General features: G+C 55.6%; 22 protein-coding genes. 13 read left to right on the forward strand and 9 right to left on the reverse strand.

Translation table 11 applies throughout. The annotated features are described in order from the left end of the window. The first annotated feature begins 36 nt into the window (after positions 1–36). Both QZ302_RS00175 and QZ302_RS00180 read left to right on the forward strand, forming a co-directional pair. The gene (locus tag QZ302_RS00175) at positions 37–849 is read left to right on the forward strand and encodes an AraC family transcriptional regulator (protein ID WP_294591212.1); all 813 of its coding nucleotides are present in this window, start codon (positions 37–39) and stop codon (positions 847–849) included. A 194-nt stretch (positions 850–1,043) separates the two neighbouring features. After that, on the forward strand, positions 1,044–2,012 hold the full coding sequence (locus tag QZ302_RS00180) for an alpha/beta hydrolase (protein ID WP_294591182.1): 969 nt from the start codon (positions 1,044–1,046) through the stop codon (positions 2,010–2,012). A gap of 62 nt (positions 2,013–2,074) precedes the next feature. Here the strand turns inward: QZ302_RS00180 and QZ302_RS00185 are convergent, their stop codons facing one another. The 3 genes from QZ302_RS00185 to fabD form a co-directional block, all read right to left on the reverse strand. Further along, positions 2,075–3,151 carry a hypothetical protein gene (locus QZ302_RS00185; RefSeq protein WP_294591184.1) on the reverse strand — a complete coding sequence of 359 codons (1,077 nt, stop codon included), beginning with the start codon at positions 3,149–3,151 and terminating at the stop codon, positions 2,075–2,077. Positions 3,152–3,196: 45 nt separating this feature from the next. Next, a complete protein-coding gene (locus QZ302_RS00190; protein WP_294591186.1) occupies positions 3,197–3,679 on the reverse strand; it encodes a PspC domain-containing protein in 483 nt (160 codons plus the stop codon). 107 nt (positions 3,680–3,786) lie between these two features. Further along, complete coding sequence (gene fabD, locus QZ302_RS00195) at positions 3,787–4,668, reverse strand: ACP S-malonyltransferase (protein WP_294591188.1); 882 nt, start codon at positions 4,666–4,668, stop codon at positions 3,787–3,789. A 133-nt stretch (positions 4,669–4,801) separates the two neighbouring features. On the opposite strand from fabD, the gene QZ302_RS00200 reads away from it, so the two are divergent. From QZ302_RS00200 to QZ302_RS00225, 6 genes are all read left to right on the forward strand, one after another. Then, a complete protein-coding gene (locus QZ302_RS00200; protein ID WP_294591190.1) occupies positions 4,802–6,886 on the forward strand; it encodes a glycoside hydrolase family 2 TIM barrel-domain containing protein in 2,085 nt (694 codons plus the stop codon). A 334-nt stretch (positions 6,887–7,220) separates the two neighbouring features. Next, on the forward strand, positions 7,221–7,982 hold the full coding sequence (locus QZ302_RS00205) for a lysophospholipid acyltransferase family protein (protein ID WP_294591192.1): 762 nt from the start codon (positions 7,221–7,223) through the stop codon (positions 7,980–7,982). Between the two features lie 9 nt (positions 7,983–7,991). After that, a complete protein-coding gene (locus QZ302_RS00210) occupies positions 7,992–9,878 on the forward strand; it encodes a DNA topoisomerase IV subunit B (RefSeq protein WP_294591194.1) in 1,887 nt (628 codons plus the stop codon). 27 nt (positions 9,879–9,905) lie between these two features. After that, positions 9,906–12,578: a DNA gyrase/topoisomerase IV subunit A gene (locus tag QZ302_RS00215; protein WP_294591195.1), complete on the forward strand. Its 2,673-nt coding sequence runs from the start codon at positions 9,906–9,908 to the stop codon at positions 12,576–12,578. A gap of 16 nt (positions 12,579–12,594) precedes the next feature. Next, positions 12,595–13,113: a shikimate kinase gene (locus QZ302_RS00220; RefSeq protein ID WP_294591196.1), complete on the forward strand. Its 519-nt coding sequence runs from the start codon at positions 12,595–12,597 to the stop codon at positions 13,111–13,113. A gap of 9 nt (positions 13,114–13,122) precedes the next feature. Continuing rightward, positions 13,123–13,980: a UbiA-like polyprenyltransferase gene (locus QZ302_RS00225; RefSeq protein WP_294591197.1), complete on the forward strand. Its 858-nt coding sequence runs from the start codon at positions 13,123–13,125 to the stop codon at positions 13,978–13,980. A gap of 9 nt (positions 13,981–13,989) precedes the next feature. Here the strand turns inward: QZ302_RS00225 and QZ302_RS00230 are convergent, their stop codons facing one another. Continuing rightward, complete coding sequence (locus tag QZ302_RS00230; protein WP_294591198.1) at positions 13,990–15,636, reverse strand: AarF/ABC1/UbiB kinase family protein; 1,647 nt, start codon at positions 15,634–15,636, stop codon at positions 13,990–13,992. Beyond that, positions 15,633–15,935 carry a hypothetical protein gene (locus QZ302_RS00235; protein WP_294591199.1) on the reverse strand — a complete coding sequence of 101 codons (303 nt, stop codon included), beginning with the start codon at positions 15,933–15,935 and terminating at the stop codon, positions 15,633–15,635. The genes QZ302_RS00230 and QZ302_RS00235 overlap by 4 nt, the downstream gene beginning before the upstream one ends. Positions 15,936–16,110: 175 nt before the next feature. On the opposite strand from QZ302_RS00235, the gene cls reads away from it, so the two are divergent. The 4 genes from cls to QZ302_RS00255 are packed head-to-tail and all read left to right on the forward strand — an operon-like array spanning position 16,111 to position 20,241. Further along, the gene (cls, locus tag QZ302_RS00240) at positions 16,111–17,556 is read left to right on the forward strand and encodes a cardiolipin synthase (RefSeq protein ID WP_294591200.1); all 1,446 of its coding nucleotides are present in this window, start codon (positions 16,111–16,113) and stop codon (positions 17,554–17,556) included. A gap of 42 nt (positions 17,557–17,598) precedes the next feature. After that, a complete protein-coding gene (locus QZ302_RS00245; RefSeq protein WP_294591201.1) occupies positions 17,599–18,252 on the forward strand; it encodes a porin family protein in 654 nt (217 codons plus the stop codon). 17 nt (positions 18,253–18,269) lie between these two features. Beyond that, a complete protein-coding gene (locus QZ302_RS00250; protein ID WP_294591202.1) occupies positions 18,270–19,247 on the forward strand; it encodes a PhoH family protein in 978 nt (325 codons plus the stop codon). 40 nt (positions 19,248–19,287) lie between these two features. Then, on the forward strand, positions 19,288–20,241 hold the full coding sequence (locus QZ302_RS00255) for a phosphoribosylaminoimidazolesuccinocarboxamide synthase (protein WP_294591203.1): 954 nt from the start codon (positions 19,288–19,290) through the stop codon (positions 20,239–20,241). 75 nt (positions 20,242–20,316) lie between these two features. Here QZ302_RS00255 and QZ302_RS00260 read toward each other — a convergent pair whose 3' ends face one another. Continuing rightward, the gene (locus QZ302_RS00260) at positions 20,317–20,679 is read right to left on the reverse strand and encodes a helix-turn-helix domain-containing protein (protein WP_294591204.1); all 363 of its coding nucleotides are present in this window, start codon (positions 20,677–20,679) and stop codon (positions 20,317–20,319) included. Positions 20,680–20,826: 147 nt separating this feature from the next. Here QZ302_RS00260 and QZ302_RS00265 point away from each other — a divergent pair, with 147 nt between their 5' ends. Continuing rightward, positions 20,827–21,213, forward strand: coding sequence for a nuclear transport factor 2 family protein (locus QZ302_RS00265; protein ID WP_294591205.1), 387 nt, complete (start codon positions 20,827–20,829; stop codon positions 21,211–21,213). A gap of 83 nt (positions 21,214–21,296) precedes the next feature. Here the strand turns inward: QZ302_RS00265 and QZ302_RS00270 are convergent, their stop codons facing one another. The 3 genes from QZ302_RS00270 to QZ302_RS00280 all read right to left on the reverse strand — a co-directional run. Next, positions 21,297–22,655, reverse strand: coding sequence for a citrate synthase (locus QZ302_RS00270; RefSeq protein ID WP_294591206.1), 1,359 nt, complete (start codon positions 22,653–22,655; stop codon positions 21,297–21,299). Beyond that, the gene (icd, locus tag QZ302_RS00275) at positions 22,648–23,925 is read right to left on the reverse strand and encodes an NADP-dependent isocitrate dehydrogenase (protein WP_294591208.1); all 1,278 of its coding nucleotides are present in this window, start codon (positions 23,923–23,925) and stop codon (positions 22,648–22,650) included. The genes QZ302_RS00270 and icd overlap by 8 nt, the downstream gene beginning before the upstream one ends. Continuing rightward, positions 23,925–25,144: aconitase family protein (locus QZ302_RS00280; RefSeq protein ID WP_294591210.1), on the reverse strand; the 1,220-nt coding region annotated here is incomplete at its 5' end. The genes icd and QZ302_RS00280, both read right to left, overlap by 1 nt.

The raw sequence follows: 25,144 nt of genomic DNA on the forward strand, positions 1-25,144 counted from the left end.
AAAACGCGCGCGATGAATAGGATAGAAGAAAATCCGATGAAGCTGATATTCAATTATAACGATATCTTCTTCAGCTTCTATTACGACGATGTGGGCGGGTGTGTGCACCGTTCGCGCGAGTATGCGATGAATTACGTCTACTCGGGCGAAATGGTGCTGGACAACGGTCGGGAGCAGATTCGGGTTCGGAAAGGGGAGTGCGTCTTTATTCCGCGCGACCACCACATCACGATGTACAAAAGGACGTGCGACGGGGAGCGGTATTGCGGCATCTTTCTGATGTTTACGCGTCAGTTTCTGCGCGAGATGTACGGACGGTTCGGGCAGCGGGCGGTGCCGGCTTCGACGCCGAAGCTCGACCCGGGAGTCATCAAACTGCCCCGGACGGTGGAGCTGGCCAGCTTGTTCGCTTCGATGACCCCGTATTTCGATCCCGATGTCCGTCCGCAGGGCGACTTCATGAAGCTCAAAATGCAGGAGGGGCTGCTCGCGCTGTTGCATATCGACGAGCGGTTCGCGCCGATGCTTTTCGACTTCAACGAACCGTGGAAGATCGATATCCTGGAGTTCATGAACGAAAACTACATGTACGAGTTCACGATGGAGGAGATGGCGCACTACACGGGGCGGAGTCTGGCCACCTTTAAACGCGACTTCAAGAAGGTCAGCGACCTCACGCCGGAGAAGTGGCTGATTCGTAAGCGGCTGGAGGTGGCTTACGCGAAGATGAAAGAGGGGGGTAAAAAGGTGGTGGAGGTCTATGCGGAGGTCGGGTTCAAGAATCCGTCGCATTTCTCCACCGCTTTTAAGAAGCGGTACGGCATCTCGCCGACGGAGGTTTCGGTCTGAGGCGTTTTTGAGCTTTTCAGCAATGTAATTTGAGCCTTTCGGGAATCTTTCCGGAAGGCTTTCGTTTTAATTTTGCCCCTGTCGAATCAACCGAAATCTGAAAAATTATGGTAAAAATGCTGACAGTCGCAGCCGCTCTTTTTCTGTGGGTCGGCTGCACGAATCGGACAACGAATCAAAAAACGGACGATAGTATGGAAACATGGAAACTGACTCGGGAGTGGGACAAGACGTTCCCGCAGAGCAATCGGGTGAACCACAGTAAGGTGACTTTCAAAAACCGGTATGGCATCACCCTTGCCGCCGATCTGTATGTGCCGGAAGATGCGGCGGGAAAATGGCCGGCCATTGCCGTGAGCGGGCCGTTCGGTGCCGTGAAGGAGCAGGCCTCGGGCCTCTATGCCCAGACGATGGCCGAGCGCGGGTTTCTGACCCTTGCGTTCGATCCGTCGTTCACGGGCGAAAGCGGCGGAGAGCCGCGGTACGTCGCCTCGCCGGACATCAATACCGAAGATTTCAGCGCGGCGATCGACTATCTGATCATGCGCGATGATGTGGATTCGGAGCGGATCGGGATAATCGGCATCTGTGGTTGGGGCGGTTTTGCCCTCAATGCGGCGGCGATCGATACCCGCATCAAAGCGAGCGTGGCTTCGACGATGTACGATATCAGCCGGTGCACGGCCAACGGCTATTTCGATGCGATGGATGCCGACGCCCGGTACGAACTCCGCCGGCAGTTGAATGCGCAGCGCACGGAGGATGCACGAAACGGTTCGTATGCTCTGGCGGGCGGGGTGGTCGATCCGTTGCCGGAGGATGCGCCGCAGTTCGTGAAGGATTATTACGATTACTATAAGACGCTGCGCGGCTACCACGCACGTTCGCTCAATTCGAACGGCGGTTGGAACAAGACCTCTTCGCTGGCCTTCATCAATGCGCCGATACTGGCTTACAGCGACGAAATCCGTAGCGCCGTGTTACTCGTTCACGGCGAGAAGGCCCATTCGCGTTATTTCAGCGAGGATGCTTTCAAAAAATTGAAAGGGGACAACAAGGAGTTGATGATTATTCCGGAGGCTAACCACACCGATCTGTACGACCGCGTGGGGGTGATCCCGTTCAATAAGATGGAAAGTTTTTTCCGGAAGGCGTTCGAATAATCCGGCTTTTTCCATTTACCCAAGGGTCTGTCTTTTAACGCAGAGACAGACCCTTAGGTATTTTAAGCGGCGAGAAAAATCCGCATCCGATAGAGCGGCCACGTAACGAGCCAGCACAACAGCACCATCGTCAGCGACCACATCAACGAGGCCACCGAATCCGGCAGGTGGTAGCTGCGATAGAATCCGTACACCGCCTGTGTCACTCCCCATAGAGCGAACAGTTTGGCGGTTGCCGTCGAGAAACAGTAGATGAAGAGCGAGTTGGTGCCCGCAATGGTGAAAAACTCGCACCACCCCTTTGCCTGCATATATTCAATGATGAACGAGAGCGCGCTCCAGATCATCATTGCCAGTCCCGACGTGAACAAGACGTAACTGATCGTCCACAACCCTGAGTCCATCGGATCGAACAGGCCGAACAGCCATCCCGCCCCGAAAGAGACCACTCCTGCGGTCATCAGGATGCTGATTCCGCCGCTCATCGTGTTCGGCCGGTCCATCGTTCTGCCCGCCAGATAGCCGATCAGCACCGTTGCCGTCATCGGAATGGCCGTCAGGAGTCCGTCTGCGTTTTCCCGGTCGAACACCGACCTTATCAGGTGGTTCGAGCCGAAGAGCGTTTCGTCGACCCTCGCCACCATCTCCGTCCCCGCCGAGTCGAGCAGAAACCAGTAACCTGCCAGCAGGATGATAATCGTCCCGAACAACGCCCGCCTCCGCGGCAGGTAAAGGGCGATCAGCGAAGCCAGAAGGTAGGTAACGGCGATTTGTTGCAAAACGCCCGGAAACCGAACGAAAACGAAATAGTCCTGAAACGGCAGCCAGTTGAGCCCGATGCCCAAAGCGAACAGGACGATCGTCCGGTAGAGGATATGTCCGACTCGCCTCGATTTCGGATGCCGTTCGCCGAATCCGTAGCTCTCCCGATGCGTGGCGAACCACATCGCGCCGCCCATAATAAAGAGGAAAAATGGAAAGATCAACCCCGCCACGCCGATCCCCCTCTCCGCAACCTCCCCCGTCGTTGTCGACGCAGAGAGCAGGGCATAGGTCTCCTCTCCCGTCTGATTGCTCAGAACGATCATCAGCAGGATGACCATGCCACGAAAGACGTCGAGTGAGAGAAACCTTTTCATGCGCCCGGGAAATGTCGGGAATTTATAATCTCGTAATGACTACCGTTATCGATTGCTCTGCTTCGTGGTAAAAGAGAGAGGTCGCTGCGGGATTATGATCCAGCCGATCACATAAAGCAGGAACCCACCGCCGCTAAAGAGCAAGATCAAGGCGATCAGCCGGACAATAATAGGGTCAATCCCGAAATATTCGGACAAACCGCCGCAGACGCCTGCGATCATTCGGTTCTTGCGACTGCGGTACAGTCGCTTCGGTTCGCTCGGTGCAGATGCCGTGTCCGGTTTTAACGCTCCGAACCGGTCGGGCGAACCTAAACGGTCCATCGCCACCCGTACCGTGTCCGTATCGACGACACTCGGATTCAGTTCGGCCAGTATGTCCGCCAGCCGACGTTCGATATCGGTTATCTCTTCCGGTCGTTCCAGTCGCATCTCGATCTGGTGCAGGTAATCGGACAAAGTATTGTACGCCGTTTCGTCGATCGTAAAAGAACGACCGTCTAAGCTGATTGTCAGGATCTTTTCCATGGTTTGCGAATGAGATTGTTTAGATTCAGGGTAAAGGTAATAAAAAATCGGTCGGTTTTTCTATATAAATTAGAAAAACCGACCGACGGAGTAGATAAATATCCTGCCTAGAGGCTGTTCTTCGATTCGCAAATCGCCTCTTTATCGACCTTGCGAATCAAACCGGCCAATACGTTCCCCGGCCCGAGCTCGGTGAACGACGACGCGCCGTCGGCGAGCATGTTTTTTACCGTCTGCGTCCAGCGCACCGGCGCCGTCAGCTGGGCGATCAGGTTGGCTTTGATCTGCTCCGGATCGGTGTACGGTTTCGCGTCCACATTCTGGTAGACCGGACACACCGGCGTCGTGAATTTCGCCTCTTTGATAGCCGCTTCCAGCTCCACCCGTGCCGGTTCCATCAGCGGCGAGTGGAACGCTCCGCCGACGCTCAGTTTCAGCGCGCGTTTCGCCCCCTTGGCCGTCAACTGTTCGCACGCTTTGTCGATCCCCTCGATCGATCCCGAGATGACTAACTGGCCCGGGCAGTTGTAGTTCGCCGCCACGACCACCTCCGGAATCGAAGCGCAGACCTCTTCGACCACCTCGTCCGGCAGTCCGATGATCGCAGCCATGGTTGAAGGCTGCAATTCGCAGGCCTTCTGCATCGCCTGTGCCCGTTTCGAAACCAGCTTCAGCCCCTCTTCGAAGCTCAGCGCTCCGGCCGCCACCAGTGCGCTGAATTCGCCCAGCGAGTGTCCTGCGGTCATCTCCGGCTTGAAATCCGGCAGCGATTTGGCCAGAATCACCGAGTGGAGGAAAACGGCCGGTTGGGTCACCTTGGTCTGCTTCAGCTCGTCCGCCGTCCCGTTGAACATGATGTCCGTAATGCGGAATCCGAGTATTTCGTTGGCCTTTTCGAACAGTTCTTTGGCGGCCGGCACCGTGTCGTAGAGCTCTTTGCCCATGCCGGTGAACTGTGCTCCCTGGCCGGGGAAAACGTATGCTTTCATGCTTTTGCGGTTTAATGTGGTTACAAATATAGCGGTTTTTTGGCAATGTCGTTTTCGGTGCCGTTCGTGGCCCGGATATTGAAAGGGAATCCCGAAAAAAAGCTATCTTTGCCAATTAGAAAAACGTCAGCCCATGAAACGACTCTTTGCCGTAATCGCATTGTTTTCCGTGGCTTACGGCTCTCAGGCCGGACCGAAAGGATACCCTGCCCCGTATGTTTTGTCGCAGGGGCAGGAGTTGCCGCGCTCGGTCTTCGTGAGCTATCGGAGTGCGGCGCATGCATTCCGAAACGACTTCGACAGTTCGCAATATTTCGTCGGGTTGAACGGCGAGTGGAGCTTCCGGCTCTTCGGCTCGATGGCGGAGGTGCCGGACGAGGTCGGAGGCGACGGCGATACGCTGGAAAAACTGATCGAGAGCTGGCCGCGGGTGACTTTGCCCGGGGCGTGGGAGCTGGCGGGGCACGGAGGAGAGGGGGGGGCGGTTTTTGCCTCCCGAGCATACGATTTTGCTACTTCGGCCAGAGAGGCGCGACCGCCGTTCGTGCCGGACGGAGCGGTGGGGGTCTATATTCGGAAGTTTACGGTGCAGTTCGACCTGTTCGACAAGGCGCACTTCCTGCATATCGGAGCGGTCAGGGCCGGGGCACGGGTTTTCGTCAACGGCAACGAGGTGGGGTTCAGTTGCCGCGATTCGAAGAATCCGGTGGAATTCGATGTCACGAAATATGTGAACGAGGGACGGAACTGGGTGGCGATCGTGGTGCCGCGTTGGACGCCGGCGAGCTATCTGGAGGATTGGGAGGGATGGCGGTTGGGAGGGATCGATCGGGATATCTTCCTGTTCGCTCAGCCGAAAATCCGGATGCGGGACTATCTGGTACAGACGACGCTCGATCCGAGCTATACCAACGGTCTGCTGGAGACGGCGATGCTGTTGAAAACCCAGCTGCTCAATCCGTTTTCGGTGACGGTCTATTACGACCTGTACGATCCGGAGGGGAAGCGGGTGAACAGCGATTTCCGCGATGTGGAGATGGGGATGCGGCTGGAGGATACCGTCCGTTTTACGGCCTCGATACCGAACGTGCGGAAGTGGACGGCGGAAGAGCCGAATCTCTATACGATTCTCTATCGCATCAAGCGTGAGGGACGGTTTACCGAATATGTGGCGTGCCGGGTGGGGTTCCGGACGGTCGAGACGCAGGGCGAGCGGTTGCTGGTGAACGGTGTGCCGGTGATGTTCAAGGGGGTTAACCTCGCGGAACATTCGGTTTCGACGGGGAATTACGTGGATACGGCTCAGATGCGGGCGATGTTGCGGGAGATGAAACGGGCTGGGGTCAATGCCGTTCGGACGGACGGCTATCCGATGCCTTACAGCTTCTATCAGTTGTGCGACGAGTTGGGGTTCTATGTCTGCGATGTGGCGGATATAAACACTTGGGGATTAGGGACGCGGCGGAGCAAGGGGGGGAATGTGACGAACGATCCGGCGTGGCGCGAGGCGTACTTGGCGCGGATCGAGGCGATGTACGAACGCAACAAGAACCATCCGTCGGTGGTGATGTGGTCGTTGGGCGACCGGTCGGGGAACGGATATAATATGTATCAGGGCTACCTGATGCTCCGGGCGAAGGATCGGACGAGGCCGATCGTCTATAACGGTGCGGGGATGGAGTGGAACACGGATGTCTATTGTCCGGACTATCCGGAGACGGTGCAGAATGAGTCGGGGCGGCCGTTCATTCCGTCGCGGACGACGGCCGGAGTGACGGATTGGTGGACGAAGCCGGGTTTGCAGGGGGCTTTTCTGGAGCGTTGGAACGATCTTTCGCTGGAGGCAGAGGTGCCGGGCGGGAAATATTTTTTGGCGGATGACTATCGGCGGGTTTCGCTGGCGGACGGGACGGTGGATTTGCCGGCGATGGAGCGGAGCGAGGCTTTGCGGCGGATCTTTGCGAATGTGGCGATTTCGCAGGTGGATAACGGCCGGGGAATTTATCGGTTCGAAAATCGGATGCAGTTTGTTGATTTACGGGACTTTCCGATCGAATATCGCCTGACGGCGGGGGACAAGGTGCTCCGTTCGGGAGTTTTCCGGGTGTCGGCGGCGCCGGGGAAGGCGATCGATGCGGTGATTCCGGGTGTCGGCGGGGTGAATAAGGATCGTAAACTGGTCATCACGGTCGGAAATATCGCCTGTGCCGAATTTTAATGTTTTGCAATTCTTTGTCTGTTCATTAGCAACCGGAGGGTACCGTTCTCTTTGAGAACAAAGAGAACCAGAAAAACTTTAGAGCGCATCCCTGCAGGATGCTTTGGCCGTGTCTGACCTTGAGTTGGGCTGGATTTTCGGGGGGCGCGCTAATAATGGGCGAGAACCCCACGCGCGCCACGCCTGAAAATCACAGTCCAACGAACAAGGCGGAGAGAACCCGTGGTCGTCCCACCGGGACGACCTCTGCAAAAGTCTTTTGGGTACCTTTTCTTCAGAAAAGGTACGGTTCCGTCTTGTAGCTAAAGAATAGATAAAAAATACAAATAGAATTATGAATCGTTTGCGGACGATCTATTATTTGACCGTGTTGAGCTTGTTCACCGTGGTGATCTTTTCGGTGTTCGCTACCGTGTGGCTGCTGACCGTCCTGTTCGACCGGGATCGGGTGGTGTGTCACCACGTGTCGCAGTTCTGGTCGATGATGATTTACCGGCTCAGTCCGTGGTGGAAAGTGGAGGTGACGGGACTGGAAAATGTCATTTACGGGCGGTCGTATGTGGTCGTGTCCAACCATCAGGCGATGCTCGATATACCGCTTTTATACGTTTTGCCGTTCAATTTCAAGTGGGTGTCGAAACGGGAAGTATATAAGATACCGGTTTTCGGTTGGGTGCTGTGGATGCACGGTGACGTGGCGATTGAACGGGGAGCTTCGGCGGCGGCCAAGGCGATGATGGCCAAGTGCGAAGCCTATTTGCGACGTGGGGTGAGCGTCATCATGTTTCCGGAGGGGACGAGGACGAAGACCGGGCAGGTGAATGCTTTCAAAGAGGGGGCGATGCGGCTGGCGCAGGAGAGCGGCGTGGACATCCTGCCGGTGGTGATCGACGGAACCTACGACGCGTTCGATCATTCGGGGATTGCGGCGCCGCATACGTTTCGGGTGCGGATTCTGCCGGCTATCGGCGCGAACGAAGTCTCGTGCACCTCGACACGGGAGCTGCGGGATACGCTCAATACGCTGATGTGCGATACCCACAAGGAGATCGCGCCGCGACATTATCGGAAGAAAGATCAATCAGTAGGAGAATAAAATTAGGAGATGACAGCAGTGCAAGAGGCAGTGAACGACTATTCGGAGGAGCATATTCGGACGCTCGACTGGAAAGAGCATATCCGGCGGAGGCCGGGGATGTATATCGGCAAACTCGGCGACGGATCGCAGCCGGACGACGGGATCTATATCCTGATCAAAGAGGTGCTCGACAACTCGCTGGACGAGTACATGATGGGTTTCGGGAAGCAGATCGAAATCTGGGTGGAGGATGCGGCCGTAACGATTCGGGACTACGGTCGCGGGATTCCGCTCGGGAAGTTGGAAGAGGTGGCTTCGAAAATGAATACCGGGGCGAAGTACGACTCCAAGGCTTTCAAGAAGTCGGTCGGGCTTAACGGGGTGGGGATCAAGGCCGTGAATGCCTTGTCTTCGACCTTTACGATAACCAGTACGCGGGACGGCGAGGCCAGGACGATCGAGTTCCAGGCGGGCTCTAAAGTCGGGGAGCATACCGATTCGACCGGCGAGAAGAATGGAACGCGGGTGCGGTTCGTGGCGGATACGACTGTGTTTGGGGATTATCGCTATAATTTCGAGTTTATCGAGACGATGCTCCGGAATTACACCTACCTCAATGCGGGTTTGGTCATCAAGTTCAACGGGGTGCCGTATGTGTCGAAAAACGGGCTGCTCGATCTGCTGAACGAGAGCGTCGGAGGCGAGTTTCTCTACCCGGCGATTCACCTCTCGGGGGACGATATCGAAGTAGCGATGACCCACGGGACGGGATACAACGAGACCTACTATTCGTTCGTGAACGGGCAGCATACCACGCAGGGAGGGACGCACCAGGCGGCTTTCCGCGAGGCGGTGGTGAAGACCGTGCGGGAGTTCTATAAAAAGGACTTCGACGCGTCGGACATTCGGACTTCGATTATCGCCGCTGTCAGCGTCAAGGTAGAAGAGCCGGTTTTCGAGTCGCAGACCAAGACCAAACTGGGGTCGAAAGAGATGGGGCCGGAGGGGCCGACGGTGCGGAATTTCGTGGTCGACTTCCTGAAAGAGCACCTCGATAATTACTTGCATAAAAACCCGGAAACGGCTGATATACTGCTGAAAAAAATTCAGGAAGCGGAGAAGGAGCGAAAGGCGATCAGCGGGATTCAGAAGAAAGCGAGGGAGTTTGCCAAAAAAGTCTCGTTGCACAACAAGAAGCTGCGGGACTGTCGGATTCATCTGGGAGATAAGAACGAGCGGGCGGAGGAGAGCTCGATTTTCATCACCGAGGGGGACTCGGCCAGCGGGTCGATCACCAAGAGTCGGGATGTCAATACGCAGGCGGTGTTCAGCTTGCGGGGGAAGCCGCTCAATACTTATGGGCTGACCAAAAAAATCGTCTACGAAAACGAGGAGTTCAACCTCTTGCAGGCGGCGTTGAACATCGAGGAGGATATGGACAACCTGCGGTACAACAAGGTGATTATCGCGACGGATGCCGATGTCGACGGAATGCACATCCGGCTGTTGTTGATCACCTTCTTCTTGCAGTTCTTTCCGGATATCATCCGGGGCGGGCACCTTTATATTTTGCAGACGCCGTTGTTCCGGGTGCGGAACAAGAAAGAGACGCGGTATTGTTATACCGAGACCGAGCGGCAGCAGGCGATCGCGAAGCTGGGGGCCAATCCGGAGATCACCCGGTTCAAAGGGCTGGGGGAGATTTCTCCCGATGAGTTCAAGGAGTTTATCGGCGAAGGGATTCGGCTCGAAAAGGTGCGGCTGACCAAGGGAGATCCGATCTCGGATCTGCTGGAGTTCTACATGGGGAAAAATACGCAGGAACGGCAGGATTTCATTATCGACAACCTGAAAATCGAGGAGGATTTGGTCGAGGAGTTGGAAAATGCACAGGAACTGACTGAAGCGATTTAAAAGATAGATTACGGAAAAGGGTTATAGATGAGCGAGATAGAAGAAAACGAAACGATTGTCCCGGTGGACGCGGCCGCAGCTTCCGAAGTTGCGGAACAGGGGGCTGGGAGTAAGTATGCGCGGCTGACCGGAGAGGCGGTGGCCCATCGGCTGACGGGGATGTATAAGGACTGGTTCCTGGATTACGCATCCTATGTGATCTTGGAACGGGCCGTGCCCCACTTGGACGACGGCTTGAAGCCGGTGCAGCGGCGGATTTTGCACTCCATGAAGCGGATGGACGACGGCCGGTACAATAAGGTGGCCAATATCATCGGTTTCACCATGCAGTTCCACCCGCACGGCGATGCCTCGATCGGGGATGCCTTGGTGCAGCTGGGGCAGAAGGATTTGCTGGTCGATACGCAGGGGAACTGGGGGAATATCCTCACGGGGGACAGTGCGGCGGCGCCGCGATATATTGAGGCGCGGTTGTCGAAACTGGCGCTGGATGTGGTGTTCAATCCGAAGACCACGGAGTGGATGCTGTCGTACGACGGGCGGAATCAGGAGCCGGTGACGCTGCCGGTAAAGTTTCCGCTGTTGCTGGCGCAGGGGGTCGAAGGGATTGCCGTAGGGCTGGCTTCCAAGATACTGCCGCACAACTTTATCGAGCTTTTAGAAGCTTCTGTCGCCTATCTTAAAGGCGAGGAATTTACGCTTTATCCCGATTTTCCGACCGGCGGTTTGATCGACTGTTCGCGGTACAACGACGGGATGCGCGGCGGAGCGGTCAAAGTGCGGGCGAGGATTACGAAACTGGATAAAAAGACTCTGGTCATCAGTGAAATTCCGTATGGGAAGAGCACCTCGACCGTGATCGACTCGATCCTCAAGGCCAATGAGAAAGGGAAGATCAAGATCAAGCGGGTGGACGACAATACGGCGGCCAATGTCGAGATCGTGGTGCACCTTTCGGGCGATGTGTCGCCGGACAAGACCATCGACGCGCTGTATGCCTTTACGGATTGCGAAGTCTCGATCTCTCCGAACGCTTGTGTGATCGAGGATAAAAAACCGTTGTTTATCGGGGTGAGCGATATGTTGCGGCGGTCGGTGGGACATACCAAGGGGCTTTTGAAACGGGAGCTCGAAATCCGGCTGGGTGAATTGAACGAGGAGTGGCACATGTCGTCGTTGGAACGGATTTTTATCGAAAATCGGATTTACAATTCGATCGAAGAGTGTACGACGTGGGAAGGGGTGCTCGAAACCATCGACCGCGAGTTGACGCCGTTCAAGGCACAATTGAGGCGGGAGGTGACGCGCGAGGACATCGTTAAGCTGACGGAGATCAAGATCAAGCGGATTTCGCGATACGACGCTTTCCGGGCCGACGAACAGATCCGGAATATCGAGGCGGAAATTGCTGAAGTGGAACATCACTTGGCGACGATAACGGATTATACGATTGCGTATTATCAAAATATTTTAAAGAAGCACGGCAAGGGGCGGGAGCGGAAGACCGAGATTCGGAGTTTCGATACGATCGAAGCGGCTAAGGTGGTGGTGGCCAATGCCAAACTGTATGTCAATCGGGCGGAAGGTTTCTATGGGATCGGAGCCGGGATGAAGAAAGAGGAGTTCGTGTGCGACTGCTCGGACATCGACGACGTGATTATCTTCAATAAGCAAGGTAAGTACGTGATTACCAAAGTGTCGGAGAAGGCGTTTTTCAGCAAGAACATCCTCTACATCGGGGTGTTCAAGCGGAACGACGATCGGACGATCTATAATGTGCTCTACCGGGATGGGCTGAAAGGGGCGATTATGATGAAACGGTGCGCCATCAAGGGAATTACGCGCGATCGCGAGTACGACATCACGAAAGGGGAGGCGGGGAGCGAGGTGCTCTATATGAGCGTCAATCCGAACGGAGAGGCGGAGACTTTGAAAATCTATTTCAAACCGCGGCCGCGGCTGAAGAAGTTGATTACCGACCTCAATTTCGGCGATTTGGTGATTAAGGGACGGCAGTCGCAGGGTAATCTCTTTTCGCGCTATGCGATCCACAAGATTGTCATGAAAGAGCGGGGAGCTTCGACTTTGGGGGGCCAGAATGTCTGGTTCGACCACGACATCAACCGCCTCAATACGGAGGAGCGCGGCGAGTTGTTGGGTGAATTCGTGGGCGACGACCGGTTGGTGGTCTTTACCAAAGATGCGCAGTATTATACCTCCAATTACGATCTGGGGCAGCATTTCCCTGAGAATCTGCTTTTTGTCGAAAAGTACGATCCGGAGAAGATCTATACGGTGGTGTATATCGATCGGGAGCAGGGATTGCACTACATCAAACGCTTCCAGGCGGAGCAGTGCGATCAGCGTCCGCAGCAGTTCGTCGAGCCTGAAAACGAGTTCGTTACGTTGAATGGCGATAAATATCCGGTGGTGAAGCTGCAATATGGCGGCAAGTACAACGAGCGCTCTCCGGAGGTGGTGGATGCCGATGAATTTATCGGCGTGAAGAGCCATCGGGCGAAAGGGAAGCGGCTTTCGAACCTGACGTTGGCCGAGGTGGTTTGGCTGGAGCCTTTACGGAAAGAGCCGGAAACGGATGCTGCGGCGATGGAGTCCGTCGCGACTACGGTCACCGATGTGGAGGTAGAGGGTGAAGAATCTGTTTCTCTTGGAGAGGATAATCAACTGGAACTATTTTAATTGTCATTTTTAAGAGATGTTGATTTTCCTGATCGGTTTTATGGGGAGCGGAAAGACGACGCTCGGGCGACCGCTAGCGAGTCGGTTGGGGTATGATTTTGTCGATCTTGACAAGGCGATCGAGGCGGGAGAGGGGCTGACGATCGGGGAAATTTTCGCGACGCGGGGAGAGGAGCGATTTCGGGAGTTGGAACGTGTTTATTTGCAGGAGATTCTCTCCAATAAGCGAGATGCTGTCATCTCTACCGGAGGTGGAACGCCGTGTTTTAACGGAAATATGGAGGCGATGAATGCCGGCGGGGTGACGGTTTATTTGAAATTGGCTCCCGCGATGCTGGCCGATCGGTTGGCTTCGGCGAAAGTTTGTCGTCCGCTTTTGGCGGGCAAGTCGCCGGAGGAGCTTTTGCAGTATGTTTCCGACACCTTGGCGGTGCGGGAGGCCTATTATGAGCAGGCCAATGTGGTGGTGGCGAATCCGTCGCGCGATGTGGGGAGGCTGGCAGAGGTTTTAAAACCTTATTTGATTCATTTTTAGTCTATCCGGATGGGAAACCTAAAGCATTACTTCTCTTTGGTGAAATTCGCACATACGGCATTTGCGTTGCCGTTTGCGTTGATCGGCTATGTTTTAGGGGTGTTGGAAAGGGGTTTCGATTTTTGGATTTTGGTGGGAATATTGGCCTGCATGGTCTTTGTTCGAAATGCGGCGATGGGGTTCAATCGTTTGATCGACAGGCGATTCGATGCGCAGAATGTGCGGACAGCCGGGCGGGAGATTCCTGCTGGAAAGATTAGCGTTCGGGCGGCGAGGTGGTTTGTGGTGCTCAATGCGGTGGCTTTTGTGGTCGTTGCCGCGACTTTCAATCGACTGACTCTCTGGCTTTCGCCGGTGGTGTTGCTGGTGGTGCTCGGGTATAGCTATACCAAGCGATTTACGGCGTTGTGTCATGCGGTGTTGGGGTTGGGGCTGGCGATGGCGCCGTGCGGAGCGTATATCGCCGTGACGGGGACTTTGTCGATTGTTCCCGTATGGTTGTCCGTTTTGGTATTGACATGGGTCACGGGCTTCGATATTATTTATGCCCTGCAAGATGTGGATTTCGACCGTTCGCAGCGATTGCACTCGATTCCGGCAGCGTTAGGTGTGCGGGGAGCGTTGTGGGTCAGTGTTTTGCTGCATGCGGTTACCGCGGCGATGGTGGCGGTGGTGGGATTTAGCTTGGGAGGAGGGATTTTGTACTGTATCGGAGCGGCGATTTTTCTCGCATTATTGCTCTATCAGCATCTCATCGTGCGTCCGGACGATCTGTCGCGGATCGGGGCGATGTTCGGTATAACAAACGGCGTAGCGAGTATCGCATACGCCGTGTTCGTTATCCTCGGATTGTTCTTCAGAATATAAAGCGACAGTTTATTTTCTTCGGAACATCCACTTGAAAATCAGAATAAAAATCAATATCGAAGAGGCCCAGAGCAGGAACTTCGCATATCCTAAGTCGGAGCGCGTATTGATCAGCAAGACCGAGCCGATGAACAATCCGACGAGGATCAAGGCGTAGGCCATCCTGAACCCGACGTTCCGCACCGCCTTCTGTAACATCTCGCTGTTTTCGAAGCGGATGTTGTGGCGTATCTCTCCCTGTTTCAGCTTATAGAGGATTTCACTGATGTCGTTCGGCAGGTTGGAGGCCAGACTGGCGTAGTTTTTCAAGGTCTGATACAGCTCTCCGGCCAGTTTGCGGGGCGAGAAGCGATTCATAATGACATCCTTGGCATACGGCGCAATCAACGGCGTGAACGGAATGTCCGGATCCAGTTTTTCAGCCACTTTTTGAATGGTTGCCAAAGACTTGACCAGCATAAAGATACCGCCCGGTATCTGAAGTGAAAATTTCGTAATCAGGTTGATGCATTGCTGGATCATCGCCGCATAATCGAGCTTTTCGATCGCGACGTGGCTGTATTGTGCGATCATCTGCTGGAGGCTGAATATCAGTTCGTCGCGTTTTTTGAAGAAGCGCACGTTGCACAACGAGATCAAGGCATCCGCCACCGTAGCCGGGTCGCGCCGCACGAAGCCGATCGAAATGTTGGCCAGAAAATCCATGTCCCGTGGTGTCAGCGCCCCGACCATCCCGAAGTCGATGAATGCGATAACATTGTTCGGCAGGATAAAGATGTTGCCCGCATGCGGATCGGCGTGGAAAAACCCGTGGCGCAGAATCATCGTCAGAAGGGCATTCGCTCCGTTCAATGCAATCTGTTGCGTATCCAGTCCGTTGGCTTTCAGCACCATCGGATCGTCCGGCGTGATGCCCGTCACCCGTTCCATGACGAGCAGTCGGCGGGTCGTGTATTCCGTATAGACTTTCGGAATGTAGACTGTTAGGTCGTTTTCGAACATCTGCCGGAAGCGGAGGATGTTGGCCGCCTCATAGCTGTAGTCCAGCTCGTGCAGGATACTCTCTCCGAATTCGTCCACCACGCCGACGATGTCGAGCGCGGCCATTTCCGGATAGTTCTTGGCCAGTTTGGCCGCCAGAAAACGCATGAGGTAGAGGTCGAGCTTGATCTTCTGCTCGATTTTCGGACGCCGTATCTTGACGATCACCGGTGTCCCGTCCGCCAGCGTCGCGCCGTAGACCTGTCCGATCGAAGCCGAAGCCATACAGGTGTCGTCGAACGTGGCGAACACCTTCTCGATCGGCACCCCCAATTCGTCTTCGATCAGGCTGCGGGCCTGTCGGTCGTCGAACGGCAGGGCGCGGGACTGCAATTTTTTCAACTCGCTCCGGAACCGTTCCGACACGACGTCCGGTCGGTCGGCCAGAATCTGACCGAACTTGATGTAGGTCGGCCCGAGGTCCTCGATCGTCAGCCGCAGCCGCTCTTCGGTCGTATAGACCGGTTTCGACTTCCGGATGCGCCGTTTGCGGATGCGTCGCCCGATCCAGGAACGGGCGATGAGCTCGTCAAAACCCTGTCCGATGATGATTCCGGTGATTTCGCCGGCCCGCTTGATTTTCAGGTAGCCTACGTAGAGATTGGTCGGTTTCATCGATCGGAGAGTTTTTCCAGATTCGCATTGAGTTTATCGATAGCGGCCGTCAGCCGGTCGATCTTTTTTTCCAGTTCGCCGTCGGCCGTCCGATGATCGGACGTGAGTTGTTGGAAAAAGAGCTGCTGGTCGAGCATATCTACCAGCTGGTCGATTCCGCCCGCTACCTTCTGGGCGGTCTGGGAGGAGGTGCCGACTTTGTCTTCGATCAGTCCGCTGACCCGATCGACGAATTTTTCGCGGTCGCTGGCCGCAGCGGCGATGGCGGCGCGCAGCAGGACGTTCAATGCCTGATTCATATCGTTTGGTTCTTTTTTCGAAATATATAATTAAAGTGCCGAACTCTCGAGAAGAAGAATTCTTTGCCTCTTTCTTCTGCAAATATCGGGCAAAATTGTTCACCGTACCGCTGTCGAGGGAGCAGATTTTGTCCGAATCGAACGATTTGGCGGAAAATTTGCTAATTTAGCCAGCATGGACTGGTGGAGTATCCTCATATACGCGTTACTGGTATCCTACTTTTTGCTGGTTATCGCGACGGTATTCACCGTGTTGCACGAGCGGCGCGATCCGATTCGGGCTTTGTCGTGGATCGCCGTGGTGATTCTTCTGCCGTTTGTCGGCATCGGCCTCTTCGTCTTTTTCGGCCAGGACTATCGCAAACAGAAAATCTTCAACCGTAAGGAAATTAAAGACCTTAAGCAGTTCGAACACCTGAGCTATCGGCAGTTGCGCGAGATGGACAACTTTTCCAACCCGGTGGTAGCGGCGAACCGGGAAATCATCACGCTGTTGCTCAATAACAACAAATCGCTGTTGACGACCGACAATCGGCTGGAGGTGTTGAACGACGGCGAGGAGACCTTTTCATCGCTGATCGATGCTTTGCGGCGGGCCGAATCATCGATCCATCTGGAATACTATATCTTCGAAAACGACGAATTGGGGGGCGAAATCGTCGAGATTCTGAAAGCGAAGGCCCGGAGCGGGGTGGAGGTGCGGTTCATTTACGACGACGTGGGGAGCTGGAACCTCAAGCGGCGTTTTATCCGTTCGCTGCGCGAGGCGGGGATACAGATTCACTGTTTCATGCCGGTCGTCTTTCCGTGGCTGACCAGCAAAATCAACTACCGCAACCACCGCAAAATCGTGGTGATCGACGGTCGGGTGGGGTACACTGGTGGGTTGAATATCGCCGACCGCTATCTGCACGGCACCAAATACGGCCCGTGGCGCGACACCCACCTGAAGATTGAGGGGGCGGCGGTACACATGTTGCAACTGACCTTCCTCACGGACTGGTATTTCGCCACCGGCATTCAGCTGCGGGACAAGGAGAAGTATCTCTCGCCGGCGGGAATGAACGCCGGAGAGACGGCGGTGCAGATCGCCACCTCGGGGCCGGACTCGGATTGGGCAACGATTATGCAGGCCTATTTCGCCGCTATCAACAAGGCGACGGATCATATCTACATCTCGACCCCGTACTTCATGCCCGGCGAATCGCTGCTGACCGCTTTGAAAGTGGCGGCCCTGAGCGGTATCGACGTGCGGATCATGTTGCCGTCGCGCTCGGACAGCAAGATCGTCTACTGGGCTTCGCGGTCGTACATCGCCGAGCTGCTGGAGGCGCGGATCAAGGTATATCTTTATACCGAAGGGTTCAACCACAGCAAAATCATGACCATCGACGACCACTTCAGCTCGATCGGGACGGCCAATATGGACAATCGGAGTTTTGAGGACAATTTCGAGGTGACGGCCATGATTTACGACTCGCGGGTGACGGATCAGATCGAGCGACGGTTCCTACAGGATCTGGAAGGGTGTGTGAAACTGACCCGAAAACACTGGGCGACCCGTCCGCGGGGCGAGATGCTCAAGGAGTCGGTGGCACGACTTTTCAGCCCGTTGCTGTAAGCGAAAAATTGGAGTATATTTGCCCCGTTATTTTTATTTCGCATGATGAAGAAAACATTGCTCTCTATCTGTTTTTGCGTGGCTGCGCTGAGCGGCGTGCATGCCGCATCGCCCGTACAGTTCGGGGTGAAAGGCGGCCTGTTGATCAATAGCTCGGATTTGAAGTACACCTTTTCGTCGGCCGATCGGGATCGTTATTCCGAAAGCAGCACCAAGCCGGGGTTCGAAATCGGGCTCCAGGCGCGGGTGCGGCTTCCGCTGGGCTTCCTGATCCAGCCGGAGGTGGTCTACAGCCGTACCAGCGGATCGTTCCCGGTCGAAACGAAGGCGGCGGACGGAACTGTTACGAACGATAAACTGAAAGTGCGCTCCAACTGGATCGAAGTGCCGGTTCTGGTGGGATGGAAATTTTCGATCGTGCGGCTGATGGCCGGGCCGTCGTTCCGTTTTCCGATGGACGAGGTGATGAACGTCGGATTGAAAGAGGCGAAAGTGGCTCCGCGACTCGATAACTTCGTGATGGGCTATCAGGCGGGTGTCGGGGTTGATCTCGGGCGATTGACCATCGATGCGCGGTATTGCGGCAACTTCTCGAAAATCGCCAATCAGCAGCGGGGAGCGGAAGATTATATCTCCGGTCTGAAGGTCAAGGAGCAGAAAGTGGCGATTTCGATCGGCTATATGATTCTGAAATAGAGCTGTTTCTGGTTTTTATGGGCGAAAAGATCATAGATCTCGACGGAACGATCGACCCGGCGGATTTTTACGGGGCGGCGGATGTCAATTTCCATCGTCTGGTGGGAAAGTTCCCCGAATTGAAAATCGTGGCGCGGGGTGGGACGTTGAAGTTACTGGGGTCGGAGGAGCAGATCGTCCGTTTCGAAGAGCGGTTTGCGCAGTTGGTCGCCTATTTTCGGCGCTATGGGCATCTTTCGCCGGAGGTGCTGGATCAGATTTTCGATGTGCCGACCGTCGATCGGCGTCCTGTGGCGGGAGAGGGCGATACGGCGGCGGGGACGGAGGATGTCATCGTCTATGGGAACAACGGAAATATCGTTCGTGCCCGGACGACTAACCAGAGGAAGTTGGTGGAGCTGTATGCGAAAAACGACCTCCTGTTCGCCGTCGGGCCGGCGGGGAGCGGGAAAACCTATACGGCGATCGCGCTGGCGGTGCGTGCCTTGAAAAATAAGGAGGTGCGGCGGATTATCCTGACCCGTCCGGCGGTGGAGGCGGGCGAGAAGCTGGGCTTTTTGCCGGGGGATATGAAGGAGAAACTCGATCCTTACTTGCAGCCGCTGTATGACGCCCTGAACGACATGATTCCCCCGAAAAAGTTGCAGGACTATATGGCCGAGGGGATTGTGCAGATTGCGCCGCTGGCCTATATGCGCGGACGGACGCTGGACAACGCCTTCGTGATTCTGGACGAGGCGCAGAACACCCTGTTGTCGCAGATCAAGATGTTTCTGACCCGGATGGGGCGCAATGCGAAATTTATCGTGACCGGAGATGTCACGCAGGTCGATTTGCCCCATCAGGGAGATTCAGGGCTGATGCCTGCCATCGGGATGCTGCGCGGAATCAAGGGAATCGGGGTCGTGGAGTTCGACAAGCAGGATATCGTGCGGCACGAATTGGTCAAACACATCGTGCAGGCGTTCGAGAAACACGGGGCGCCGCGGGATTGATGCGATAGAGACACATACTAAATTTCACATAGTCATAAAAATGGCGAAAGCATTGGTAAAGACCGATCTGCACTTCGACGGTCAGAAATCTTTGTACGAAGGCAAAGTGCGCGATGTGTATGACATCGACGACAAATATTTGGCCATGGTCGTTACCGACCGCATTTCGGCGTTCGACGTGGTGCTTCCGAAAGGGATTCCGTTCAAGGGGCAGGTGTTGAACCAGATTGCAGCCAAGGCGTTGGACGCGACGACCGATATTTGTCCGAACTGGAAGATCGCTTCGCCCGATCCGATGGTGACGGTGGGGTACAAATGCCAGCCGTTTGCCGTGGAGATGATCGTCCGGGGTTATTTGACGGGGAGTTCGTGGCGGGATTACAAGGCCGGGGCCCGGTCGATCTGCGGAGTGCCGCTGCCGGAGGGGATGCGCGAACACCAGAAATTCGAGAAACCCATTATCACGCCGACTACGAAAGCGGAACTGGGGCTTCATGACGAGAATATTTCGAAAGAGGATATTATTGCCCGGGGACTGGTTTCAGCGGAGGATTATGCGGTGCTCGAAAAATATGCCATGCAGCTCTTCGAACGCGGGACGGAGATTGCGGCTCAACACGGTTTGATCCTCGTGGATACGAAGTACGAGTTCGGCAAGAAAGACGGCGAGATTTACCTGATCGACGAGGTGCACACGCCGGACAGCTCGCGTTATTTCTATGCCGACGGTTATCAAGAACGGTTCGACCGGGGCGAGCAGCAACGGCAGCTCTCCAAAGAGTTCGTCCGCGAATGGCTGATGGAACACGGGTTCCAGGGGCGCAAGGGGGATGTGATGCCGGAGCTGACGGACGCGTTCGTGGACAGCGTGAGCGAACGGTATATCGAACTGTACGAACACATTACGGGCGAGAAGTTCGACCGCGGCATGGAACCGGCGACGGAGGAGCGGATTGCGAACAATGTGAAGAATATGTTGGCGCGGCTGGTGTAGGGGGATGCTATTTTGCTCTTCAGAGCGGCTGCCGGCATACCCCGGAGCCGCTCTTTTTTGTTCGCAAGAACCGGATTAAAAGCCTTTCCGGTATTTCTTTTCGAAGATATCCATATGTTCCTCGCCCCAGCGGATCATGGCATCGATGATGGGCAACAACGAGAGCCCCAGCGAAGTTATCCTATATTCCGATCTGGGAGGCAGTTCCGGAAAAATGGTTTTCGATACCAGCCCGTCCTCCACCATCTCTTTCAACTGTATGTCCAGTACGCGGGGCGTGGCTTCCGGCAGGCATTTGTGGATCTCGCTCGGCCGTATTCCTTCCGGCCGGGTACGCATTTCGTCAAGAATACAGGATTTCCATTTCGATTCGATCAGACTCATCGTCAAACGGAGCGGACAATCGAGGTCGATCGGTATTTTTCTTTCGTAGGCCATAGGTGTTCCGGGTGGGATTCGCTGTAAAATTAGTGATAATGTTCGATCACGTCATACCCAATAATTTTTCGGTATATGAATAATTTTTCGGTACTTGCGGTTACCGGAACACCGTTCTAACTTTGCCGGCAAAAAGAAAACAAAAACATGAGAAGCGAAATTATAGAATACGAGGCTGTACAGGAGGCCGCTATGAAGTTTGTCAAGAGTGTTGCCGAGGGAGACAGCCGGCATGCCAGAACTCTTTTCGTCGATGATGCCGTACTTTTCGGCTATCTGGACGGAGTGTTGGAACGCGGCTCCATCGACCGATTTTACCGGAACGTGGATACGGTGGGAGCCGGTTCCGGATTCAAGGCTCGCGTAGATGTCCTTGCCGTAGAGGAGACTGTGGCCGTCGTGCGCGTATTGGAAGAGGGATGGGGTGGCCGAATCGATTTTACGGACTATTTGTTGCTTCTGAAGATCGACGGAGCGTGGAGATGCGTGGCAAAAGCATACAATCAGAACTCGAATACCGTTTCGCGCAAATAGTTCCGCAGGAGTAAAAAAGGATTAAAACAGAGAGGGGGAAGACATTTGCCATGTCTTCCCCCTCTCTGTGGTCGGAGATGCGGCTACCGTTGTTCCAACGCCTTGTATTCCGTAGCTGGAGCGACATTCTTATAGGCCGGCCGGATAATGCGCCGACTGTCGAAATTCAGCTCCTCTGTCCGGTGTGCCACCCATCCGGCGATACGCGACATGGCGAACAACGGGGTGTAGACCTCCCGCGGCAATCCGATCATGTCGTACACGAAGCCCGAATAGAAGTCCACATTGGCGCACACCTTTTTGTTCACCGAGTTGCCTTTGAATTCCATGAAGCTCTCCACGGCTAGCCGTTCGACGGATTCGAGAAAAGCGAACTCCTTCTCCCGTCCCTTCTCCTGGGCCAGCGAACGTGCCATCTCCTTGAGCAGCAGGGCTCGCGGATCGGAAATCGTGTAGACCGCATGTCCGATCCCGTAAATCAACCCCTTCTTGTCGTACACCTCCTTGCGCAGCATCCGCATCAGGTAAGCCTTGATCTCCGCCTCGTCCGTCCAGTCCGAGATCACCTCTCGCAAGTGGGCGAACATGTCGATGACCTGCAAATTGGCTCCCCCGTGCAACGGCCCTTTCAGCGAACCGATCGCTGCTGCGATCGAAGAGTAGGTGTCCGTCCCCGACGAGCTGGTCACCCGCGTCGTGAAGGTCGAGTTGTTCCCCCCGCCGTGTTCCGCATGCAGAATCAGGCACAGGTCCAATACTTTGACATCCAGCGGGGTATATCCTTTGGAACCCTTCATCATGTAGATGAAGTTTTCGGCCAGCGAGAAGCCCGGTTTCGGAATCCGGATGTGCAGCGACCCGCCGTTCTTGTTGTGGTTCATCGTGTGGTAGGCATAGGCGATGATCGACGGAAACTTCGCGATCAGGTCTACCGACTGCCGTACCAGATTGTCGCGCGAGGTATCGTCCGGATTCTCGTCGAAAGCGTAGAGCACCAGTACCGACCGCGCCAGGATGTTCATGATGTCGTTCCCGTAGAGTTGCAGGATGTTCATCTTCGCCGCATGGCGCAAGACCATCTGTTCGTTCAGCAGGTTGGTGAAGGTGTCCAGCTCCTCCCTGTCCGGCAGGTAGCCCGAGAGCAGCAAAAAGGCCGTCTCCTCATATCCTAACCGCTCTTCGTCCTGGACGCCGTGCACGAGATCGGCCACGTCGATCCCCCGGTAGAGCAGTTTGCCGGGAATGGCTTTCAAACCTTTGCCGTCGGCCAGCCGTTCGTAGCCCACCACGTCGCCGATGTTGGTCAGACCGACCAGCACCCCCGAGTGATCCTCATTCCGCAGCCCGCGTTTCACGCCGAAGCATTTGAAGAGGTCGTTTTCGATCCGCGAAGTCTCCTTGACGGTTTCCGAGAGCTTGTATATCAGATAGTCTTTATTCATCTCCTTTGTCGTTAATTTTCGCGATCAACAGATCGGCAAATTCGCTGGTCGAGAGCCGGGTGCCGTTCTCCATAAAACGAACCAGATCGTAGGTCGCTTTTCCCTCGACGAATGCGCTCTCCATGGCCCGTATAATAGCCTCTCCAGCCTCTGCCCATCCCATGTATTGGAGCATCATGACCGCCGAGAGCAGGAGCGAGCAGGGGTTGGCCTTGTTCTTCCCAGCATGGATCGGCGCCGTCCCGTGCGTGGCCTCGAAAATGGCATGTCCCGTGGTGTAGTTGATATTGGCCCCCGGCGCGATCCCGATGCCGCCGACCATGGCGGCCAGCTGATCCGAAATATAGTCCCCGTTCAGGTTCAGGGTGGCGATCACCGAGAACTCCCGCGGTTTGAGCAGCGTCCACTGTAGGAAAGCGTCGGCAATGGCATCTTTGATAATGACTTTGCCCGCGTTCACAGCCGCCGTCTGAGCCGTATTCGCAGCCTCTTCCCCTTCCGCTTTCTTAATCCGTTCCCACTCGGCCCAAGTGAAGGTCTGTCCGCCGAACTCCCGTTCCGCCAACTCGTACCCCCAATTCTTGAAGGAACCCTCGGTGAACTTCATGATATTCCCCTTGTGCACCAAAGTCACCGACGGCAGGCGATGGTCGATCGCATACCGAATCGCCGCCCGCACGAGCCGTTCCGTCCCCTCCCGGGAGACCGGTTTGATGCCGAACGACGAACTCTCCGGAAAGCGAATCTTCCGAACCCCCATCTCGTTGATCAGAAATTCCCGCAACCTGATCGCCTCCGGCGTTCCTGTCTGCCACTCGATTCCGGCGTAGATATCCTCCGTATTCTCCCGGAAAATCACCATGTCGACATCCTGCGGCCGCTTGAGCGGTGTCACGACCCCCTGGAAATAACGGGTCGGACGCTGGCAGACGTACAAATCGAGCTCCTGCCGCAAAGCGACGTTCAACGACCGAATCCCTCCGCCGATCGGCGTGGTCAGCGGCCCTTTGATCCCCACGAGGTACTCTCGAAAAATCTCCAGCGTCTCAGCCGGGAGCCATTCGCCTGTCCGGTCGAACGCTTTTTGACCAGCCAGCACCTCCCGCCACTCGATCTGCCGTTGCCCGCCGTAACAAGCCGCGACTGCCGCGTCGACAATTCGCCGCGTCGCCGGCCAGATATCCACTCCGATGCCGTCCCCCTCAATAAAAGGAATGACCGGTTTGTCCGGCACCTCCAAAACTCCGTTGCTGATGGTGATTTTATTCATTATGCGTTCGTTTTTTTGCTCAGTAAGTTGAGTGCGCTCCCCGCCCGGAACCAGGCAATTTGCAGCTCGTTATAAGTATGTTCGGCCTCGAAACTTTCGGTAGTCCCGTCCGCGTGTTGCAACACGACGGTCATCGGAACCCCCGGTGCAAAGTCTTTCAGACCGAGTATCGAAATTGTATCGTCTTCCCGCACCTTCTCCCAGTCCGCCTTATGGGCGAAAGTCAAGGCCAGAATGCCCTGTTTCTTGAGGTTGGTCTCGTGGATCCGGGCGAACGACTGCGCCAGCACCGCTTTTACCCCCAAAAACCGAGGCTCCATCGCCGCATGCTCCCGCGACGAACCCTCGCCGTAGTTTTCCTGCGCCACCACGATGCTTCCCACCTCCTTGGCCTTATAGTCCTTCGCTACAGCCGAGACCTTGTCGTATGTCTGCCCCGGTAGAGTCGGATTCAATACGCAGTTCACCGCATCCCGTCCCTCCGTCGCGAAAGCGTTGGTCGCCCCCATCAACAAGTTGTCCGAAATGTTTTCGAGGTGCCCGCGAAACCTGAGCCAGGGCCCGGCCATCGAGATATGGTCGGTGGTGCATTTCCCCCGCGTTTTGATCAGCAGTCGCAGCCCCTCGAAATCTTCTCCGTCCCATGCCGCGAACGGCTCCAGCCGTTGCAGCCGTTGAGAATCCGGCGCGATAACCACCGTCACATCTGTCCCGTCCGCCGCCGGCGCCTGATAACCCGGATCGTCCACTGCGAACCCTGCGGCGGGCTGCTCCCGGCCCGTCGGCGCATCCAGCCGCACCGCCGTTCCCTCCTTATCGGGTATCGTGTCGGTCAGCGGGTTGAAAGTAATGCGTCCCGCAATCGTCATAGCCGTCACCACCTCCGGCGAGGCAATAAAAGCATGGGTTTTCGGATTTCCATCGTTCCGCGCCGCGAAGTTCCGGTTAAAGCTGGTGACGATCGAATTCGCCCGTGTCGAATCGTCCGTATGCCGTTTCCATTGCCCGATGCAGGCCCCGCACGCATTCGCCATGACGATGCCGCCGATCGCTTCGAAATCGCGCAACAGTCCGTCCCGCTCCGCCGTGTAGCGCACCTGCTCCGATCCCGGCGTCACGATGTATTGCGCCTGAACGGTCAAACCTTTCTCCGCCGCTTGTCGCGCCACCGACGCCGCCCGGGTCATGTCTTCGTAAGAGGAGTCGGTGCACGAGCCGA

This window comes from uncultured Rikenella sp. (assembly GCF_910579375.1).
Lineage (GTDB): Bacteria > Bacteroidota > Bacteroidia > Bacteroidales > Rikenellaceae > Rikenella.

What these genes read in the sequence shown, in the direction of transcription:
- QZ302_RS00270 (WP_294591206.1), bottom strand. Translation starts at nt 22,655, where the DNA reads ATGAATAAAGACTATCTGATATACAAGCTCTCGGAAACCGTCAAGGAG.
- QZ302_RS00205 (WP_294591192.1), top strand. Translation starts at nt 7,221, where the DNA reads ATGAATCGTTTGCGGACGATCTATTATTTGACCGTGTTGAGCTTGTTC.
- QZ302_RS00225 (WP_294591197.1), top strand. Translation starts at nt 13,123, where the DNA reads ATGGGAAACCTAAAGCATTACTTCTCTTTGGTGAAATTCGCACATACG.
- cls (WP_294591200.1), top strand. Translation starts at nt 16,111, where the DNA reads ATGGACTGGTGGAGTATCCTCATATACGCGTTACTGGTATCCTACTTT.
- QZ302_RS00255 (WP_294591203.1), top strand. Translation starts at nt 19,288, where the DNA reads ATGGCGAAAGCATTGGTAAAGACCGATCTGCACTTCGACGGTCAGAAA.
- QZ302_RS00220 (WP_294591196.1), top strand. Translation starts at nt 12,595, where the DNA reads ATGTTGATTTTCCTGATCGGTTTTATGGGGAGCGGAAAGACGACGCTC.
- QZ302_RS00180 (WP_294591182.1), top strand. Translation starts at nt 1,044, where the DNA reads ATGGAAACATGGAAACTGACTCGGGAGTGGGACAAGACGTTCCCGCAG.
- QZ302_RS00175 (WP_294591212.1), top strand. Translation starts at nt 37, where the DNA reads ATGAAGCTGATATTCAATTATAACGATATCTTCTTCAGCTTCTATTAC.
- QZ302_RS00235 (WP_294591199.1), bottom strand. Translation starts at nt 15,935, where the DNA reads ATGAATCAGGCATTGAACGTCCTGCTGCGCGCCGCCATCGCCGCTGCG.
- QZ302_RS00210 (WP_294591194.1), top strand. Translation starts at nt 7,992, where the DNA reads ATGACAGCAGTGCAAGAGGCAGTGAACGACTATTCGGAGGAGCATATT.
- QZ302_RS00215 (WP_294591195.1), top strand. Translation starts at nt 9,906, where the DNA reads ATGAGCGAGATAGAAGAAAACGAAACGATTGTCCCGGTGGACGCGGCC.
- QZ302_RS00185 (WP_294591184.1), bottom strand. Translation starts at nt 3,151, where the DNA reads ATGAAAAGGTTTCTCTCACTCGACGTCTTTCGTGGCATGGTCATCCTG.
- icd (WP_294591208.1), bottom strand. Translation starts at nt 23,925, where the DNA reads ATGAATAAAATCACCATCAGCAACGGAGTTTTGGAGGTGCCGGACAAA.
- QZ302_RS00230 (WP_294591198.1), bottom strand. Translation starts at nt 15,636, where the DNA reads ATGAAACCGACCAATCTCTACGTAGGCTACCTGAAAATCAAGCGGGCC.
- QZ302_RS00190 (WP_294591186.1), bottom strand. Translation starts at nt 3,679, where the DNA reads ATGGAAAAGATCCTGACAATCAGCTTAGACGGTCGTTCTTTTACGATC.
- QZ302_RS00265 (WP_294591205.1), top strand. Translation starts at nt 20,827, where the DNA reads ATGAGAAGCGAAATTATAGAATACGAGGCTGTACAGGAGGCCGCTATG.
- fabD (WP_294591188.1), bottom strand. Translation starts at nt 4,668, where the DNA reads ATGAAAGCATACGTTTTCCCCGGCCAGGGAGCACAGTTCACCGGCATG.
- QZ302_RS00200 (WP_294591190.1), top strand. Translation starts at nt 4,802, where the DNA reads ATGAAACGACTCTTTGCCGTAATCGCATTGTTTTCCGTGGCTTACGGC.
- QZ302_RS00245 (WP_294591201.1), top strand. Translation starts at nt 17,599, where the DNA reads ATGATGAAGAAAACATTGCTCTCTATCTGTTTTTGCGTGGCTGCGCTG.
- QZ302_RS00260 (WP_294591204.1), bottom strand. Translation starts at nt 20,679, where the DNA reads ATGGCCTACGAAAGAAAAATACCGATCGACCTCGATTGTCCGCTCCGT.
- QZ302_RS00250 (WP_294591202.1), top strand. Translation starts at nt 18,270, where the DNA reads ATGGGCGAAAAGATCATAGATCTCGACGGAACGATCGACCCGGCGGAT.